Below are 15,943 nucleotides of genomic sequence, written 5' to 3' on the forward strand. Positions count from 1 at the left end.
TGTGTTAACGGCGCGCCGACGGCGTGTCGGGCTCGGGGGTCTCGGCGGGTGTGCTCCGTACCAGCTTGTCGACACTTTCCGCCGAGGGCATGCCGTCGGTGACGCTCTCGACAGCATGCGTTTTCGTGGCATGGCGGATCAGCATCGTCATGGCCGCGGTCGCCCATTCGAAGTCGGCGGTGTCTGCCGGGCGGGCGTTGGTGACGAGCCGGCTGGTCAGCGCGGAGGAGAAGGCGGAGGCGGCGCCGGCCACATTCGTCACCGAGGTGCCGAACGGATCGACCTCGATGGCATCGAGTCCGCGCCGATGGACAGTGCACTGCGATCGGTCGATCTCACACACCGAGCCGACGCCGCCGGTAAGGAGTTCGGCGGCGATGTCGGCGGCCGAGAGATCGGGCCGCAACGAGGCGAGATCGTCGGACGAGCCGACCAGGTAGTTGATCGCCGACAAGTGTTCGAGCATGGCCGGTGTCAGTGGACGCGGCGGGCTGACGTTGACGATCAGCCAGGGAGCGGCCGCGGGCTCCGAGTTCTTCAGGGCATCAACGGTTTCCAGGACCTTTTCGATGACGTTGTTCGTCTGCTCGAACGTCAGGACCACCGCTGCGGCCGTGCGGATCGCGTGTTGGATCGCCGGAAGTTCGAAGTCCGACGAGTTCAGCCGTGTTCGACCCTTCTTGATCGCGATGGAGGCGTATTCGCCGTCCGCTGGGTTCACCACCGTCGTGACCGGGGTTCGTTTCCGCAGCTCGACCTTGATCAAGCTGGTGTCGACCTTCTCCGAGGCCAGGTAGTCGAGAATCTGCTGGCCCTCGTCGTCGTCCCCGATCGCCGCGAGGAGCCGGGCGTCGAGGTTCAGCCGCGCGAGGGCGACGGCACGATTGAGTCCTTTTCCGCCGGGTCGGCTTCCGGAGTCGGTCCCCCACATAGCGGTTCCCGGCCGGGGAAAATGCTCTACCTCGAGAATGTGGTCGATGACCGCATCGCCGACGACGACCACCGAGTTCGGTTCTCCGTCACCGAGATCGGACAATGAGGTCAGCAGCTTCGCGAGCGCGGTGAACGCCGGCAGCTCGTACTTGCCGCCGCGCATCGCTCGCTCGGTGGGCGCGGGGGGAATCTCGTGTGCGCCGAGGGCCTCGTGCAGTGCTCGCCAGTTCCGCGACAGGGACCTCCGCCGACCGGCGAGGGCCGCACCGTAGAGCTGGTCGAGGTCGAGGTCGAGGTCTGCTCGGTCGGTATCGCGCAACAACCCCAAGCGCAGTTCCGCATCGACCACCACGCGATCGGTAACGGACAGACGGCCTGCGATGGCCCGGACCGCGGCGAGCAACGCGTGCTGAGGTTCTTCCTGCTCGAGGTGCGCGCAACGACGAATGACGTTGAGCCGCAACAGGCCGCTGATATCGATCTCGCTCGTTTCGATGCGGTCGACCTCGAGACCTTGGTGCTTCCTGACCCTCATGAGCGTTCCGCAGACCGCGTCGGCGGCGTGGTCGGGTGTCGCGAAGGCCGATGCGAGCCCGGGGTCATTGTTTGCTCTGGTCATTTGCTCCCAACTTTAGCTCCGAGATTGGTTTAGTGACCAGCGATTCCGGCAAAATACTGATGACGGCGGCAAAAGCCAAACCGTGGACGGAAAAGGGGCCGAGGTCGTGGAAAAAGGGCTGACGCTCGGGAATGTGCCATGGCGGTGGCGAAATACCGCGCCCGCCAGGCGGTTCGGGAGGTCCGGTGTCCGGAGTGGTTGTACTGATTCGACAGATCCGCCGGCGTAGGCATGCGGCCGTGGGAGAGCCCGAGTCGGAGCAAGAGATCGAGGTCGCGGTCGGCTAGCCGGGCGCGCCTTGGCGTCCGAATCCCGACCCTGTATCCCTGAGTCGTCACCGAGCCAGGGCGCGAACATGATTCGCGGGCGAGGTCCGCCGGCTGATCGTGCACCACGATCGGCCGACGTCCGATCTTCGCTCAACGGTCTCGCACTCCGGCGGTGACGGCTTCTCTCTCCTCGGAGGATTCCGTGACTCTCTACCTCGCAAGACATTCCATCACGAGCAGCGTCGTCGACGAATGCGCCGAACGACTGCCGGGCCGACCCGAACCGGCCTGGCGCCTCAGCTGGCGGCACACACCGTTGCTCGACGGCGAACAGGCCATGGCCGCAATGGATCTGACAGAGATTCTCGCCAGGGGACCGGCCCCGTCGGATCCCTCGTGGCAGCGAGCGCGCACGATCGCCGCCGCGTTGGACATAGATCTTCACGAAGCCGAGGAGACGCTGCGCCGACGCAGACGGGAACGGGGGGAACCATGACCATTTACACGACCGACGACTGGTCGATGACCAGCGACGTCACCGACGAGAGTGCCGTGCGCGTCGCGAACGGGTGGGCCATGGCGTGGCGATGCAGCTGGCTGCCGGATCGACTCCTGACTCGCGCTCAGGCGCTGGCGGCGATGGATCTCGCCGAGATCGTCGCCGTCGACCCGGTCCCGCGAGCGGAATCGACCCAGGGCCGCATGATGGCCAGCGCGGGCGAGTTGGGGATCCCCGTGGAACAGGCGGTATTTCTGCTGCTGCGGCGACGGTCCGCGTGAACACGATGGCCGCGACGCCCAGCGGGGGGACCGCGATCACGACGAGCTATGACTCCGTTGGCGAGGCGACCCGGGCGATGGAAAGGAGTACCGGCAAACCCGACATTCCGGTCGGCGCAGGGATTTCGATGAAATAGCGACCGTCCAGCATCCGATGAGGGAGCAGACAGCCCGGCGCGGGACATCGACCGCGACGGGCGCACCACCACCGCACGGGCGGGCAGCGATCCTGCCGCTCGTGTGCACGGCACGAGGGAGAAGAGACTCATGCTAGATATCACCAGCCGCCGGATGACCAGCGATATCAGCCCCGAATATGCGATTCGCGAGACCCGATACGGCGAAGTGGTCTGGCGCCTGAGCTGGCTACCGTCCCAGCCCCTCACCCATGAACAGGCCCACGCCGGAATGGAATTGGATGAAATCCTGTCCGACCCCGCCGTCGTCTACGACGAAGCGGCCCACCTGTGGGCCGCCGACCTCGCCACCCGCCTGGGCATCGGTGTCGACCGTGCGGTGATCCTGCTGGCCCAACGCTTGGCCGAGCGCATGTACCAACCGGACCCCGACGAACCGACCGAGCCCGCCGACCTGCCCGACTGGATCGCCGCCCTGCCCAGCGGTGCGATGACGGGCGCGCGTTCCCGCCACCTCTGGCGCTGACCGATTCGGTATGAACGACGTGGACCCTGCCGCGGTTACGGCCTGATGTGGCCAAGGCTCGCAGCCAGCGAGAAGGCGCGGCTGGACACCGTCGGCAGCCGCGGACTGTACGCGAAGCCGCCTGTCAGGAAGCCGAACGCCGACATGGATATTGGATCCCTACGGCTGATCCTTCCCGGTCGGTCCTCTAGGACGCGTCGTGACGGCGGTCGATCGCCTCGCGCGTCGGCATGGAGTCGGGAATGCTCTTCTCCTTCGACGTCCGTGCGGGAATCGCGGCCGCCGCCCAGGCGAGGTTGTCGTATCCCGCGTCGCGTCGCGCGTCCGACTCGACCGGTCGTGGCCGGGCCATCATCGCGGCCAAGAACGCCGACACGAACGCCGAGGATGCTCCTGGCGAGCCGGGCCGGTCGGCTTGGATGTGGACTCGGACCGGTTCGGCGTCGGCGACATACATCGTGCAGATGCCGCCATCGAGGACGACGACCGCACCTACGCCGTGCTTGACCAACTCCATTGCGATGTCGGCAGGTTCGGTTCCAGGCCGGAAGCGTGCAAGCTCGCGGGCCAGCGCGATCAGATAATCCACCGCCTCGAGATACTCGGGCAGCTCGGTCGAGAACGGTTGGGGTGGTGTGGCGCTCACGAACAGCCACGGACGCGGTGTGTGTTCGGCGATCGTGGTCGAAACCGCAGTCAGTACGTCGTCGTTCTGTTCCATGGTCAGCAGGACAGCGTCGGCATCCACCAGAGCGCGGGTGATGGGGATGTCGGCGATGTCTCTGGCGTCGAACCGGATTCGGTCGGCCTTGTCGGCGATGGAATAGCTGGTCCCGTCCTTGGCGACGATCACCGCAGCGGCCGGGGTCGGGCCGCGCCGTGAGCGGACCAGACTGGTATCGACGCGACGCTTCTGCAGATACGCGACGATGGTGCTGCCTTCCTCGTCGTCGCCGATGGCCGCGAACAGGCGCGCGTCCATCCCGAGCCGAGCGAGCGCGACCGCCCGATTGAGACCCTTGCCACCGGCGTGCACCGACACTTTCCCGTAGAGCGAGTCACCCGCGCTCGGCAGCGCCTCGACGCTGTAGATGCGGTCCCAGGCCGCGTCGCCGATCACCACGACGGTCGGTGCCGGTGTCGCCGAAGGAATTTCGCTGGGGTGGATGACCGATTCGAGGGTCAGTGCGCGCGCGAGCGCGGCGAACGCGTCGTCCTCTGGACGCCCCCGCAAAGCCCGGCCGCTGCGTACCCGCTGGACAATGGGCACGCCGAGTTCGTTGTGCAGGCCGACCCACTGCTGTGCCAAGCATTCGCGACGCTTGCCCAGGTCAGCTCCGTAGAGATCATCGACGATATTGCTGGGCAGGCGGTCGGCGAACATTCTCAGACTGAGCTCGGCATCCACGATGAAGCGGTGCGCCGGCTCGAGTTTGGCGGCGACGAAGCGTAATGCCCCGGGCAGCACCACTTCCGGATCGTCACCGGTCAAGTACGCGAAACGCCGGACGACGATCAGACCGAGCAAGGCATCGGTATCCACCGCGCGGGTGCGCTCGCCGCCCATGGCCCAGCGTTTGCGTAGTTGCAGCAGTGTTTCGCGCACGGCTCGTACGTCGTTGTCGTGCGCGGTCATATCGGCACCGCTGCTGCCCGGGTTCGGCTGCATCATCTCCACGCCAACCTTAGAGCTGCCCAGGTCCGAAGGCTGCCGAAAATGACATTGCGATACGGAACGGTGTGATGTTCGTCGTCCGGAATCGAGTGAGCTTGGTGGGTGATGAATCCCTTACAGCAGGGAACATCGAAGGGCGGTAGGCAAATGAATCTGCCTACCGCCCTTCGACCGTCGTGCGCTCGGATTCAGGCGCGCGTCTTGTGTTCTGCGCCTACGGCTTCCGACAGGTTGGTGTAGCCGTGTTCGCGGAGTTTGGCGGCGAGGCCGCGGTGGATGAGTTTGGGCCACAACGGGCCGCCGTAGATGAAGCCGGTGTAGCCCTGGAGGAGGGAGGCGCCGGCGAGGATGCGTTGCCAGGCCTGGTCGGCGTTCTCGATGCCGCCCACCGAGATCAGGACGAGTTTGTCGCCTACGCGGGCGTAGAGGCGGCGGAGGACTTCGAGGGAGCGGTCGGCTACCGGGGGGCCCGAGAGGCCGCCTGCGCCAATCGGTTCCACCTCCGAGGACGGGGTGGCGAGGCCGTCGCGGCGGATGGTGGTGTTGGTGGCGACGATGCCCGCGAGGCCGAGTTCGACGGCGAGGTCGGCGACGGCGTCGATGTCCTCGTCGGACAGGTCGGGGGCGATCTTCACCAGGACCGGGACCGAGACCTCGTCGAGGACGGCCTGCAGGATGGGGCGCAGGGAGGTGACCGCTTGCAGGTCGCGCAGGCCGGGGGTGTTGGGGGAGGAGACATTGACGACCATGAAGTCGGCCAACGGGCCCAGCAGTTTGGCCGAGATGGCGTAATCGCTTGCGGCGTCTTCGGGTTCGACGACCTTGGTCTTGCCGATGTTGGCGCCGACCGGCACGCCGCCGGGGCGGCGCGCGGCCAGGTGTTCGGCCGCGGCGGCCGCGCCGAGGTTGTTGAAGCCCATGCGGTTGATGAGCGCCCGGTCAGCGGGCAGGCGGAACAGTCGCGGCGCGGGATTGCCGGGCTGGGCCTGGGCGGTGACGGTGCCGATTTCGGCGTAGCCGAAGCCGAGCGGGCCCCACGCGTCGACGCCGGAGGCGTTCTTGTCGAACCCGGCGGCCAGGCCCAGAGGCGCGGGGAAGTCCACGCCGAAGACTCGGGTAGCCAGGATCGGGTCGTCGTCGACGAGCAGCGCGGCGCTGAGCTTGCGGCCCGGGGTGAACCGGGTCGCCAACTGCATCGCGGCGAAGGCCAGATGGTGGATGCGTTCCGGCGACAGCTGGAACATCACCTTCAGCAGCAGGGCGTACAGGCGCTCATACATTCGGGTTACATCACCGCCTCGGGTGTCGGGGGTAGGAGGGGAGTGGTCTTGCGGCGGCGCAATAACACTCGACGGCTGCCGTCGGTGTAGGCGCGTACTCGCGAGAGTTCCCAGCCGCCGTATTCGGCGTGGATGGACAGCCGCATGGAGGCGGTGACCCTGCTGACGCCGGGAGGCAGCCGCAGGGGCACGTATTCCCATTCGTCGCTGGATTCCTCCCAGCCTTGCGGTAATGTGCGCGATTGGTGCGCCGATCGTGAGGCCCGAGCCATCACTGCCCTCTCTTCCGCTGGTCCGCGCTGATCCGTTGCAGACCGTCGCCGGTCGCGGATCCCACGAACATGTCACCGGTGCGATCGTCGACGGTCACCGAGTCGGGCTGGCGCACCGTCGGGTAGCGCCCCACCTCTACCGGTATACCCGTCGACAGGTCGTAGCCAACGACTTCGTTGCTGCCTGTCAGCGTCACCCACACGGTCTCGGACCGCTGATCGTAGGCGAGTGCGTAGGGAGCAGAGCCTACCGGGAAACGCTGGTGCAGGACCAAAGGATCGGCGGTGTAGACCAGCAGTTCCCCGCCGGCGGTGTCGGTGACGAGGCGGCGACCGAAGTGGTCTTCGATCATGGTGGTGGCGCCGTCGCCGGCGCGCAGGGACAGTCCGAGCTTGGCATCGCCGTCGAGGGCCACGATCGCGGTCTGGCGGCGATCGAGCACCACCACCGCGTCGTCGCCGGCGGCGATGGCATCGGCGGAGGACAGGCCCGAAATGGTGTGGCGCACAGTGCCGTCGGCGTCGAGCAGCAGCACCTTGCCGTTGGCCAGGCCCGCGACCAGGGTGCCATCGGGGCGCAGGGCGGCCGAGCGGACGTCGCCGTCGACCTTGACCTCGGTGGTCGTGCCCGCGGCCACATCCACGCGCACGATCTTGCCGGGCACCGCGACCAGGATCTCCCCGGGCTTGCCCGCCGCCAGCGCGGCGGCCTTGCCCGGCAGCGTGATCGGGCGGGTCACGCCCTTGTCGATCAGTTGCAGGGTGGTCCCGGAATCCACGACCGCGGCCAGCACCCCGGTGGCGGGTTCGTCGAGCAGCAGCGAGATCGCCGCGCTCGGGCTCACCTGCCCGGCCGGTGCCGCCGCAGCGGCGGGCGCGGCTGCGGGGGCGGCAGGTTCGCGAGTGGCGTTGTCAGCGTTGTTCTCCTGGGAGGAGCACCCCGCCAACAGGGCCACCGCCGCCACCCCCGCGAGGGCCGACCGCATCCAGCCGCGATACCGCATGCAACGCACTCCTAACCGCCACCGAATCATGCGCTCTTGTTCATGTAAACGTAGCGGACGTCTGTGCGTCGCCGTTGCGCGGAGTGATCGCACCAAGGCATCCACGGTTTACTCGCTGAGAGTCTAGTGTGTAAAAAGTGACCCCCCACGTGCGGCGAGCCTTCCGGTTCCGCTGCTATCCGACCCAGGAGCAGGCAGCAGAGCTGACACGCACCTTCGGTTGTGTCCGCAAGGCCTACAACCTGGCACTCGCAGCTCGGACGGAGGCGTGGTTCCAACGTGGAGAACGCGTCAGCTACAACACGACAGCAGCGATGCTCACCACATGGAAACAGAGCGCGGATCTCGCGTTTCTGAACGAGGTCTCGTCCGTACCGCTGCAACAGGCCCTTCGTCATCTGCAATCGGCATTCGTTGCATTCTGGGAAAAGCGTGCTCGCTATCCACGCTTCAAGTCGCGCAAGAAGTCGCGAGCGAGCGCTGAGTACACGCGCAACGCCTTCCGTTTCCGCGACGGCGAACTGCGGCTGGCGAAGATGACCGAGCCGCTGAGGGTGGTGTGGTCACGCTCGCTGCCGGATGGTGTCGAACCCTCGACCGTGACCATCACTCGGGACAGCGCGGGACGATGGTTCGTTTCCCTGCAGTGTGAAGACCCTCGCATCCAACCGCTTCCGCACATCGATGCCGCCGTGGGTATCGATGCCGGGCTGGACTCCCTGTTGACGTTGTCGACCGGTGAGAAGGTCACGAACCCGAAACATGAACGGCGTGATCGCGTTCGCCTCGCCAAGGCTCAGCGGCTGCTGAACCGTAAACAGAAGAATTCGAAGAACCGCGAGAAGGCTCGGATCAAGGTCGGGCGCGTCCATGCTCGGATCGCGGATCGGCGGCGAAATACCCTGCATGAACTCAGCACTCGGCTCGTGCGTGAGAACCAAACGCTCGTGATCGAGGATCTGGCCGTTCGGAACATGGTCAAGAACCACAGACTGTCGCATGCCATCTCGGATGCGGCGTGGCGGGAGTTTCGGACGATGCTCGAGTACAAAGCCGCATGGTACGGACGCAAGCTCATAGTCGTAGACCGGTGGCTTCCCTCCTCGAAGTTGTGCTCGGCGTGTGGCTCGTTGGCCTCAGCGATGCCGCCGCAGGTCCGAAGTTGGGCATGCGGGAGCTGCGGTGCGGTTCATGATCGCGACGTGAATGCCGCAAAGAACATCCTGGCCGCCGGGTTGGCGGTGTCTGCCTGTGGAGCCGGTGTGAGACCCAAACGCAGTACTGCGGGCGGGCAGCCGGCTGCGAAGCAGGAAAATCGATCCGCGAGGATCGAAGTTCCCGCCGTGAGCGGCGGAAACGAAACCAACTGACCATGATCCGCCAAGCGCGGGGTCCTCGCCACGGCGTGGCGCGTGCACGGCGTGCCGATTTGCATGATGTGACATGGGCTTTCGTGGGCGTTGTCGGTGGCGGCGGTTACCGTGGAAGGCAAAAGGGCGCTGGATCAGGGAGATGTGTTGGTAGCCGACGACGCTTCGGGCTGCACCGTCGAGGATGTGACCGTGGGTCGCTATGCGCACGGTTTCGGAGTCACCGCCGACGGTCGCTCCTTCGCGTTCCGAACCCACCGGGCGAGGTTGACCCTCGAGATCTACCGGGCCGATCTGGAGACCGCGGTGCCCGGCCCCGAGGATGTCGAGGCGGTGGCGCTAGCCCCGGTCACCGATATCGATCTCGACGACGAACGCAGTGTGGTGGCCCTGGTACGTGACCTGATTCCGCAGGCCACACCGGTTCCGGCGGCGCAGCCGCACGAGACCACGACGGTGCGGGCGCTGTTGGGCCGGCTCTCGGCGGTCATCGACGGCATGTGAGCCCCGCCCGCCGAGCGGGCGTCTGTGACACGGGAATCACCCTCGCGCCCAGCGCATGACAGACTGGCGGCACACAACCGCAGTTCGAGCTGACGAGGATGTTGATGCGACTTCGACGACCGGTGACCGCCGCACTCCTGATGACCGTGCTCGGCGCGTCGATCGCCGCCTGCGGCGGGGGCGATGACGAGTCCAAGGTGGCCGCGGCCCGCTCCTCGGCCTATGCGGCGTTGAGTTCGTCCTCGCTCGCGGCGGCGGCGACCAGCAGCGCCAACCGGCCCTCGATCCCCACGGCCGCGCAGCTGGATCAGCAGATCAAATCGGCGCTGGACCCGAATCTGCCCGACGCCGAACGCACCGCGCTGATCGAGGACGGGGACGCGTTCAAGGACGCCATCCCCGACATGTACAAGGCGCTCGCCGATCACCCGCACGCCGTGTACGGGGTCAAGGATCCGGTGTTCGACAACCACGACGGCACCCTGACCGCCACCTTGAGCCTGGACAAGGACGGCACCGGCACCGATGTGCGCACCACGGTGGTGCATTTCGTCTACAAGGACGGGCGCTGGAAGATCTCGCGCACCGACCTGTGCGGCATCCTGCGCTCGGCCGACTACAAGACCGCGGCCTGCGGCTGATGCTCGAGGCCGGATCCCTGCGGTGGGGGCGTGCGATCCACCGCTTCCGGTATGTGGTGTTCGCGGTGTTCGCGCTGGCGGTGCTGGCGTCGGGGTTCTACGGGCGTGATCTGGGCAAGCATCTGACCCAGGAGGGCTGGTTCGATGATTCGAGCCAGTCGGTGGCGGCCTCCAAGCTCGCCGATGCCATCTTCGGGCGCGACACCGACGCGGACCTGATCGCCGTCTACACCGCCCCGCCCGGCTCGACCGTCGACGACGAACCGGTGCGCAGCGCGGTGGCCGCCGAGCTGACCCGACTGCGCGCCGCCCATCCCGACCGGATCGCGAAGATCGACTCGTATTGGGACGGCGCGCTGATGGGGCAGTTCGCCGACGCTTCACGCACCCACGCCTTCGCCAGTATCGGGTTGCGCGGGGACGGCGGCACCGACACCGTCGACAACTACATGGCGATCAAGAACGAATTCCGCGCCGGGGCAGCGGGTTCGGGGCCCGGGGGCACGACGGTGCAGCTGGCGGGGATGCAGCCGGTGGTGGAGGGCATCAACACCGGCATGCAGGACGACATCCACCGCGCCGAGCTGATCGCGCTGCCGCTGGTGGCGATCCTGCTGTATTTCGTGTTCGGCGGCGTCGTGGGGGCACTACTGCCGGTGTTGATCGGCGGCATGACGATTCTGGGCAGCCAGGGCATCATGCGGCTGCTCACCAACCATCTGCAGGTCAACGTGTTCGCCTCGGCGGTGGTCACCTTGGTGAGCCTGGGGTTGGCCATCGACTACGGGTTGTTCGCGGTGACCCGCTTCCGTGAGGAGCTGGCCGCGGGGCGCAGCGTGGAGGAGGCCACCGCGCGCACGGTCGCGACGGCGGGGCGCACGGTGTTGTTCTCGGCGGCGATCATCGCGGTCAGCTTGGGCGCGTTGTTCATCTACCCGAACGGGGTGTTGCGGTCGGTGCCGCTGGGCGGGATCTCCTCGGTGCTGTTGGCGGCGGTGCTGTCGGTGACGGCGTTGCCGGCGGTGTTGTCGATCGTGGGGCGGCGCATCGACCTGTGGGGCTGGCATCGGCTGGCCAGTATCCGTACCAGCGAGCAGGTCGATGCCGGATTCTTCTCGCGGCTGGCGCTTTTCGCGATGCGCAAGCCGTGGCTGGTGATCGTGCCGGTGGTGTTGATGCTGCTGGCGTTGATCCTGCCGTTCCGTCACATCGAGTTCGGGGGCTTGAGCGAACGGTATCTGGCCTCGGACAATCCGGCGCGGGTCGCGCAGCAGGACTTCGACCGGATGTTCCCCCAGTTCCGCACCGAGCCGCTGAAACTGGTGGTGGTGGACGCGGACGCCCAGCAGCTCTCCGATATCCGGTACGAGGCCGATCAGATCGTCGGCCCGCAGATGACGGGCCCGTTCGATCCGGCCGCCCCGACCAAGGACGGGGTGACGGTGCTGGCCAGCGGGCTGGCCGACAAGCGGGACGCGGATTCGGTGATGGCGGCGCTGCGCTCGATCCCGCAACCGCACGGGGTGCAGATCATGGTCGCGGGTGTGCCCGCGCTGGAACGCGATTCGATCCAGGGGCTGCTCGCGGGCCTGCCGTTGCTCGCGTCGATTCTCGTGGTGGCGGCGATCGCGTTGATGTACGCGGCGTTCCGGTCGCTGGTGCTGGCGATCAAGGCGGTCGTGATGAGCGCACTGAGCCTGGGCGCGACATTGGGAGTGCTGACCTGGGTCTTCGTGGAGGGCCACGGGGCGGGGCTGTTCGATTTCACCCCGGGCCCACTGATGTTCGCCGTGTTGGTGTTGATCGTGACGGTGTTGTTCGGGCTGTCCACCGATTACGAGGTGTTCCTGCAGTCGCGCATGGCCGAGGCGCGCGCGGCGGGCGCGGACGCCCCCGAGGCGATCCGCTACGGCATCGCCCACACCGGCGGGGTGATCACCTCGGCCGCGGCGATCCTGATCGTGGTGACCGGGGCGTTCGGGTTCTCGGATCTGGTGCTGATGAAATACATCGCCTACGGCATGATCGCGGCTCTGGTGCTGGATGCCAGCGTGATTCGTATGCTGTTGACTCCCGCTGTGTTGAAACTGGTCTGGCGTTGAGGTTGGTAGGGCGATGAGCGTGCTCAAGGGCGCGAACCTGTTGGTGATGTTCCTGCTGGAACTGTGCGTGCTGGGGGCGGCCATCTGGTGGGGTGCGACCGTGTCGGCGCCGGTGTGGGTGCGGATCCTGCTGGCCGTGGCGGCTCCGGCGGTGTTCGTGGTGGTGTGGGCGCTGTTCGGGGCCGCCAACGAGCCTCGCTACCCGCAGACCGGTTGGCGGCGAGTCGCTTTGGAGGTGCTCTGGTTCGGGGCGGCCTCGATCCTGCTGGGCCTGGCCTGGTCCCCGCTCGCCGGGGTCGTGATGTTCGCGGTGTGGCTGGTCAACGGCGTGCTGCGACTGGTGTGGGGTCAGCAGCAGCTGTGAGCCCCGAATCCCGGCCTGCGAGGCCGGGATTCGGGCGTTCAGCCGCGCACCGGCAGCACCAGTTGCGCGCCGGTGACCGGATGGTCGAACACGTCGACCGGATGCTGGTAGACGCGCGACAGCAGTGCGGGGGTGAGGATTTCGCGCGGCGGCCCGTCGGCGGCGATGCGCCCGGCCTCGAGCACGGCGACCCGGTCGGCGTAGGCGGCGGCGACCCCGAGATCGTGCAGCACGACCACGACCGCCGCGCCCGCCGTGGCGCGCTCGCGGGCCAGGCGCAGGACCTGCTCCTGGTGGCCGAGATCGAGTGCGGCGGTGGGTTCGTCGAGCAACAGGGTCGCGGTGTCCTGGGCCAGTACCCGCGCCAGCGCGACCCGGGCCCGTTCACCGCCGGAGAGGGCCGGGAACGGGCGGGCGGCGAAGCGGGTGACGTCGGTGGCCGCCATGGCGGTCGCGATCGCCGCGTCGTCGTGGTCCTGGCGCGGGGTGCGCGCCCACGGGGCCCGGCCCATGGCCACGACTTCGCGTGCGCTGAACGGGAATCCGACGGTGTGCGACTGCGGCAGCACCGCGCGCCGGCGCGCCATGTCCAGGTGGGTCCAGTGGGTCAGGGCGTGCCCGTCGAGTTCGACGCTGCCCCCGGTCAGGTCGAGCTCACCGGCCAGGGCGGCCAGCAGCGTGGATTTGCCTGCGCCGTTGGGTCCGACCAGCGCCACGATCTGCCCGGCCACGACATCGAAGTCCACACTGTCGAGGACGGTGCGCTCCCCGCGGGCGGCACTGACCTTGCGGGCTCGCAGGGTCGCGGTGCCCGGTTCGTGGGTTTCGGGCATCGCCGGTGCGCGCCGGAAGATCTCTGTCAGCCCGCGCAGCCCGCTCATGCCCAGCCTCCCGATCGGGCGCGGGTGCGCCGCAACAGCCAGAAGAAGAATGGCCCGCCGACCAGCGAGGTGATCATTCCGAGCGGCAGATCCGCGTTGTGGACCAGAGCGCGCGCCCCGATATCGGCGGCCACCAGCACGGCCGCGCCCAGGATCGCCGAGAGCGGGATGAGGACCCGATGCCCGGGCCCGACGAGCATGCGCACCAGATGCGGCACGATCAGACCGACGAACAAGATGATGCCGGTGAACGCGACACCGGCGGTGGCCAGCACCGCCACGACCACGATGATGTTGCGCCGCAACCGTTCCACGTCGACACCCAGATGCCGGGCCGCGGATTCGCCGAGCGCCAGCAGATCCAGGCGCGGGGCCATCCACAGCGCGGCCGCGATACCCAGCAGGGTCAGCGGCCACACCACGTTGACCGCCTGCCAGGTGGCGCCGTTGAGCGAACCCATCTGCCAGAACACCAGCTGGTCACGCGCCGCCGGAGACGCCTTGAACAACAGAAATGAGATCAGGCCCCCGGCAAAGGCATTGATCGCGACGCCGGTGAGGATCAACGTCACCACTTCGGTGCGCCCACCCGAACGCGAGAGCAGATACACCAACGCCGTGGTGCCCAACCCGGCGACGAACGCGCCCCCGGCCACCGACCAGGCCGCGGTGAACGCACCACCGATCACGATGACCGATCCCGCCCCGACCGCCGCCCCCGCCGACACCCCGATGACGCCGGGCTCGGCGAGCGGATTGGCGAACACGCCCTGCAACAGCGCCCCCGCGGTGGCCAGCGCCGCACCCACGAGCACCGCGAGCACCACCCGCGGGAACCGCACCTCCCACAACGTCACATACCCGGCCGGATGATGCGGCAGCGGCCCCCAATCCAGCCCGATGCGATGAAAGAAACTCCCCGCGACCTCGGCCGGACTGGTAGGCACCTGCCCGATCCCCGCCGAGATCAGCGCCAGCACCACCAGCCCCGCCAACGCGACCGCGAAGATCAGCGTCAGCCGCGACCGACTGCCCCGACCGGTCGGTTCAGGGTCGACGCTGGCCGGGAACCGCTGCGCGGCAACCGCTTCCACCACCGCTTCATTGCACTCGGGGGCGTCTTGGTCGGCGGTCTCGCGCCCGGCTCCGGCCATTGCGGTTCCACGCCCGGATCCGGCTCCCGCCGCTCCGACTTCGGCTCCGGCCGACTCTGCCGCGCCGAGCGGGTCCGGTCGCGGCTCTCGCGGCGGATTCACCGGACTACCGGTGCCGGTCTGCGAGTCCCTGTCATCGGCCGGGGGCGAATTCTTTCGTCGGCCTGCGAAGAAAGTCACCCTGCCCGCCTTGGACGGGTCCTCCGTCGCGCCCGCGGTCGAGGTGCTCGCGGGCGATGGCGGGACCTCCGGTGTGCCGGGTGCCGGATTCTGTTGTCCCGCGGTCGTGTTCAGTGCTGTGTCCGGTGGCGGGTTGGTCGCCTCACCCTCGGCCGGTGTGGTTCCGTTGCTCGCGGCGGTGCGCGAATTCGATTGCGGGGGTAGTGGATCGGTCATGCGTTGGTGGTGCCGTAGACGGCCTTGATCAGGGCGGTCAGGACGCGGCCGGTGTTGGGGCCGAAGGACAGCAGGACGGCGTCGGACATGTCGACTACGCGGCGGTTCTTGCCGGCGGGGGTTTGAGCGACGCCGGGAACCTTTTCCAGGCCGTCGACGCCGCCGACGGAGGCCAGGCCGTCGCTCATGACGAGCATGACGTCGGGGGCGGCGGCGATCATGGCTTCGCTGGTGATGGGCAGGAAGTCCTGGGTGACGCCCGAGGCGGTGGCGGCGTCGATGCCGCCGATGGCCGCGATCAGCGATTCCGCGCCCGAACCGGGGCCGAAGATCATGGTGATGGCGGTGGAGCGCAGGTACAGGAACGCGATCTTGGGTTTGGCGTCCTGGTGCGGGATGGAGGCGGTGGCGGCCGCGATCTCGTCGGAGGTGCGTTTGGCCAGCGTCTTGCCCGCGTCGGGGACCCCGAGGGCGTCGGCGACGGCCTGGATCTGGGGCACGACGCCGTCGAGGGTGCGCTTGGAATCGAAGTAGACCACCGTGATGCCCAGGGATTTGAGCTGGTCGCGCAGGGCGGGAGTGACGGCGGTGGTGTCGGTGAGGAACACCGTGGGCCGCAGTGCCGCAACGGCTTCCACGCTCAGGGTGCCGCTGCCGGAGGAGACGGTGGGCAGGTCGGCGACCGCGGGGAAGGCCGCGGAATTGGAGCGGCCCACCAGTTTCGAACGCAGGCCCAGCGCGACGACGGTCTGGGCGAGGGTGCCGTAGCGGTCGGCGGCGATGATGCGGCTGGTGTCGGTGACGGTGACGTCGCTGCCGTCGAAGGATTTCACCGTGACCGGCAGCGTCGGGGTGGGTTCGGGGGTGAGCGCCACGGGGTCGAGGTCGCCGACGCTGGCGGTGACCGGGCCGCGTTGCCCGCCGGTGGTCGAGGTGCTGCCGCAGGCGCTCACGCCCGCGACCAGGCCGATGCCGAGCAGCATGATCACCAGCGTGCGGACGGCCGAGCGGGCATTCACCAGACACCTCATGCCGG

At 67.8% G+C, this 15,943-nt stretch carries 15 protein-coding genes; 7 read left to right on the forward strand and 8 right to left on the reverse strand.

Annotated elements, in window-relative coordinates; all coding sequences use genetic code 11:
• Positions 1-4: 4 nt before the first annotated feature.
• Entirely contained in the window at positions 5-1,552 is a 1,548-nt protein-coding gene (locus tag GPX89_RS35205; protein WP_157392060.1) for a carbohydrate kinase family protein, read from the reverse strand.
• 761 nt (positions 1,553-2,313) lie between these two features.
• Here GPX89_RS35205 and GPX89_RS35210 point away from each other — a divergent pair.
• Both GPX89_RS35210 and GPX89_RS35215 read left to right on the forward strand, forming a co-directional pair.
• Positions 2,314-2,601 (forward strand): hypothetical protein, encoded by a 288-nt coding sequence (locus tag GPX89_RS35210; RefSeq protein WP_157392061.1) that lies wholly within the window; start codon positions 2,314-2,316, stop codon positions 2,599-2,601.
• 267 nt (positions 2,602-2,868) lie between these two features.
• Positions 2,869-3,264 carry a hypothetical protein gene (locus GPX89_RS35215; RefSeq protein ID WP_198347741.1) on the forward strand — a complete coding sequence of 132 codons (396 nt, stop codon included), beginning with the start codon at positions 2,869-2,871 and terminating at the stop codon, positions 3,262-3,264.
• A 187-nt stretch (positions 3,265-3,451) separates the two neighbouring features.
• On the opposite strand, the gene GPX89_RS35220 is transcribed toward GPX89_RS35215, so the two are convergent.
• The 4 genes from GPX89_RS35220 to GPX89_RS35235 all read right to left on the reverse strand — a co-directional run bounded on the left by GPX89_RS35220 (position 3,452) and on the right by GPX89_RS35235 (position 7,495).
• Positions 3,452-4,936 (reverse strand): carbohydrate kinase family protein, encoded by a 1,485-nt coding sequence (locus tag GPX89_RS35220; RefSeq protein ID WP_157392062.1) that lies wholly within the window; start codon positions 4,934-4,936, stop codon positions 3,452-3,454.
• A gap of 191 nt (positions 4,937-5,127) precedes the next feature.
• Positions 5,128-6,207 (reverse strand): quinone-dependent dihydroorotate dehydrogenase, encoded by a 1,080-nt coding sequence (locus GPX89_RS35225; protein ID WP_157392149.1) that lies wholly within the window; start codon positions 6,205-6,207, stop codon positions 5,128-5,130.
• Between the two features lie 17 nt (positions 6,208-6,224).
• Entirely contained in the window at positions 6,225-6,491 is a 267-nt protein-coding gene (locus GPX89_RS35230) for a DUF5703 family protein (protein ID WP_157392063.1), read from the reverse strand.
• On the reverse strand, positions 6,491-7,495 hold the full coding sequence (locus GPX89_RS35235; protein ID WP_157392064.1) for a YncE family protein: 1,005 nt from the start codon (positions 7,493-7,495) through the stop codon (positions 6,491-6,493). The genes GPX89_RS35230 and GPX89_RS35235 overlap by 1 nt, the downstream gene beginning before the upstream one ends.
• A gap of 149 nt (positions 7,496-7,644) precedes the next feature.
• Here GPX89_RS35235 and GPX89_RS35240 point away from each other — a divergent pair, with 149 nt between their 5' ends.
• From GPX89_RS35240 to GPX89_RS35260, 5 genes are all read left to right on the forward strand, one after another.
• Positions 7,645-8,865, forward strand: a complete 1,221-nt coding sequence (locus tag GPX89_RS35240) for an RNA-guided endonuclease InsQ/TnpB family protein (protein ID WP_407939528.1) — start codon at positions 7,645-7,647, stop codon at positions 8,863-8,865.
• A 144-nt stretch (positions 8,866-9,009) separates the two neighbouring features.
• Complete coding sequence (locus tag GPX89_RS35245) at positions 9,010-9,369, forward strand: hypothetical protein (protein ID WP_328602659.1); 360 nt, start codon at positions 9,010-9,012, stop codon at positions 9,367-9,369.
• A gap of 104 nt (positions 9,370-9,473) precedes the next feature.
• The gene (locus GPX89_RS35250; RefSeq protein WP_235948825.1) at positions 9,474-10,010 is read left to right on the forward strand and encodes a hypothetical protein; all 537 of its coding nucleotides are present in this window, start codon (positions 9,474-9,476) and stop codon (positions 10,008-10,010) included.
• Positions 10,010-12,112 (forward strand): MMPL family transporter, encoded by a 2,103-nt coding sequence (locus tag GPX89_RS35255; RefSeq protein ID WP_157392067.1) that lies wholly within the window; start codon positions 10,010-10,012, stop codon positions 12,110-12,112. The genes GPX89_RS35250 and GPX89_RS35255 overlap by 1 nt, the downstream gene beginning before the upstream one ends.
• A gap of 13 nt (positions 12,113-12,125) precedes the next feature.
• Positions 12,126-12,476, forward strand: a complete 351-nt coding sequence (locus GPX89_RS35260; protein WP_157392068.1) for a YrdB family protein — start codon at positions 12,126-12,128, stop codon at positions 12,474-12,476.
• A gap of 38 nt (positions 12,477-12,514) precedes the next feature.
• Here GPX89_RS35260 and GPX89_RS35265 read toward each other — a convergent pair whose 3' ends face one another.
• The 3 genes from GPX89_RS35265 to GPX89_RS35275 form a co-directional block, all read right to left on the reverse strand.
• Positions 12,515-13,357 (reverse strand): heme ABC transporter ATP-binding protein, encoded by an 843-nt coding sequence (locus GPX89_RS35265; protein ID WP_157392069.1) that lies wholly within the window; start codon positions 13,355-13,357, stop codon positions 12,515-12,517.
• On the reverse strand, positions 13,354-14,511 hold the full coding sequence (locus GPX89_RS35270) for a FecCD family ABC transporter permease (protein WP_157392070.1): 1,158 nt from the start codon (positions 14,509-14,511) through the stop codon (positions 13,354-13,356). Before GPX89_RS35270 ends, GPX89_RS35265 begins: the two co-directional genes overlap by 4 nt.
• Positions 14,512-14,903: 392 nt before the next feature.
• Positions 14,904-15,938, reverse strand: a complete 1,035-nt coding sequence (locus GPX89_RS35275) for a heme/hemin ABC transporter substrate-binding protein (protein ID WP_157392071.1) — start codon at positions 15,936-15,938, stop codon at positions 14,904-14,906.
• Between the last annotated feature and the right edge of the window lie 5 nt (positions 15,939-15,943).

The sequence above is a fragment of the Nocardia terrae genome (assembly GCF_009760405.1).
Taxonomy (GTDB): Bacteria; Actinomycetota; Actinomycetes; order Mycobacteriales; family Mycobacteriaceae; genus Nocardia; species Nocardia terrae.

Bases quoted from the DNA above. Each gene is read 5' to 3' on its own strand.
- GPX89_RS35205 (WP_157392060.1), bottom strand. From the start codon at position 1,552: ATGACCAGAGCAAACAATGACCCCGGGCTCGCATCGGCCTTCGCGACA.
- GPX89_RS35210 (WP_157392061.1), top strand. From the start codon at position 2,314: ATGACCATTTACACGACCGACGACTGGTCGATGACCAGCGACGTCACC.
- GPX89_RS35215 (WP_198347741.1), top strand. From the start codon at position 2,869: ATGCTAGATATCACCAGCCGCCGGATGACCAGCGATATCAGCCCCGAA.
- GPX89_RS35220 (WP_157392062.1), bottom strand. From the start codon at position 4,936: ATGATGCAGCCGAACCCGGGCAGCAGCGGTGCCGATATGACCGCGCAC.
- GPX89_RS35230 (WP_157392063.1), bottom strand. From the start codon at position 6,491: ATGGCTCGGGCCTCACGATCGGCGCACCAATCGCGCACATTACCGCAA.
- GPX89_RS35235 (WP_157392064.1), bottom strand. From the start codon at position 7,495: ATGCGGTATCGCGGCTGGATGCGGTCGGCCCTCGCGGGGGTGGCGGCG.
- GPX89_RS35250 (WP_235948825.1), top strand. From the start codon at position 9,474: ATGCGACTTCGACGACCGGTGACCGCCGCACTCCTGATGACCGTGCTC.
- GPX89_RS35255 (WP_157392067.1), top strand. From the start codon at position 10,010: ATGCTCGAGGCCGGATCCCTGCGGTGGGGGCGTGCGATCCACCGCTTC.
- GPX89_RS35260 (WP_157392068.1), top strand. From the start codon at position 12,126: ATGAGCGTGCTCAAGGGCGCGAACCTGTTGGTGATGTTCCTGCTGGAA.
- GPX89_RS35265 (WP_157392069.1), bottom strand. From the start codon at position 13,357: ATGAGCGGGCTGCGCGGGCTGACAGAGATCTTCCGGCGCGCACCGGCG.
- GPX89_RS35270 (WP_157392070.1), bottom strand. From the start codon at position 14,511: ATGGCCGGAGCCGGGCGCGAGACCGCCGACCAAGACGCCCCCGAGTGC.
- GPX89_RS35275 (WP_157392071.1), bottom strand. From the start codon at position 15,938: ATGAGGTGTCTGGTGAATGCCCGCTCGGCCGTCCGCACGCTGGTGATC.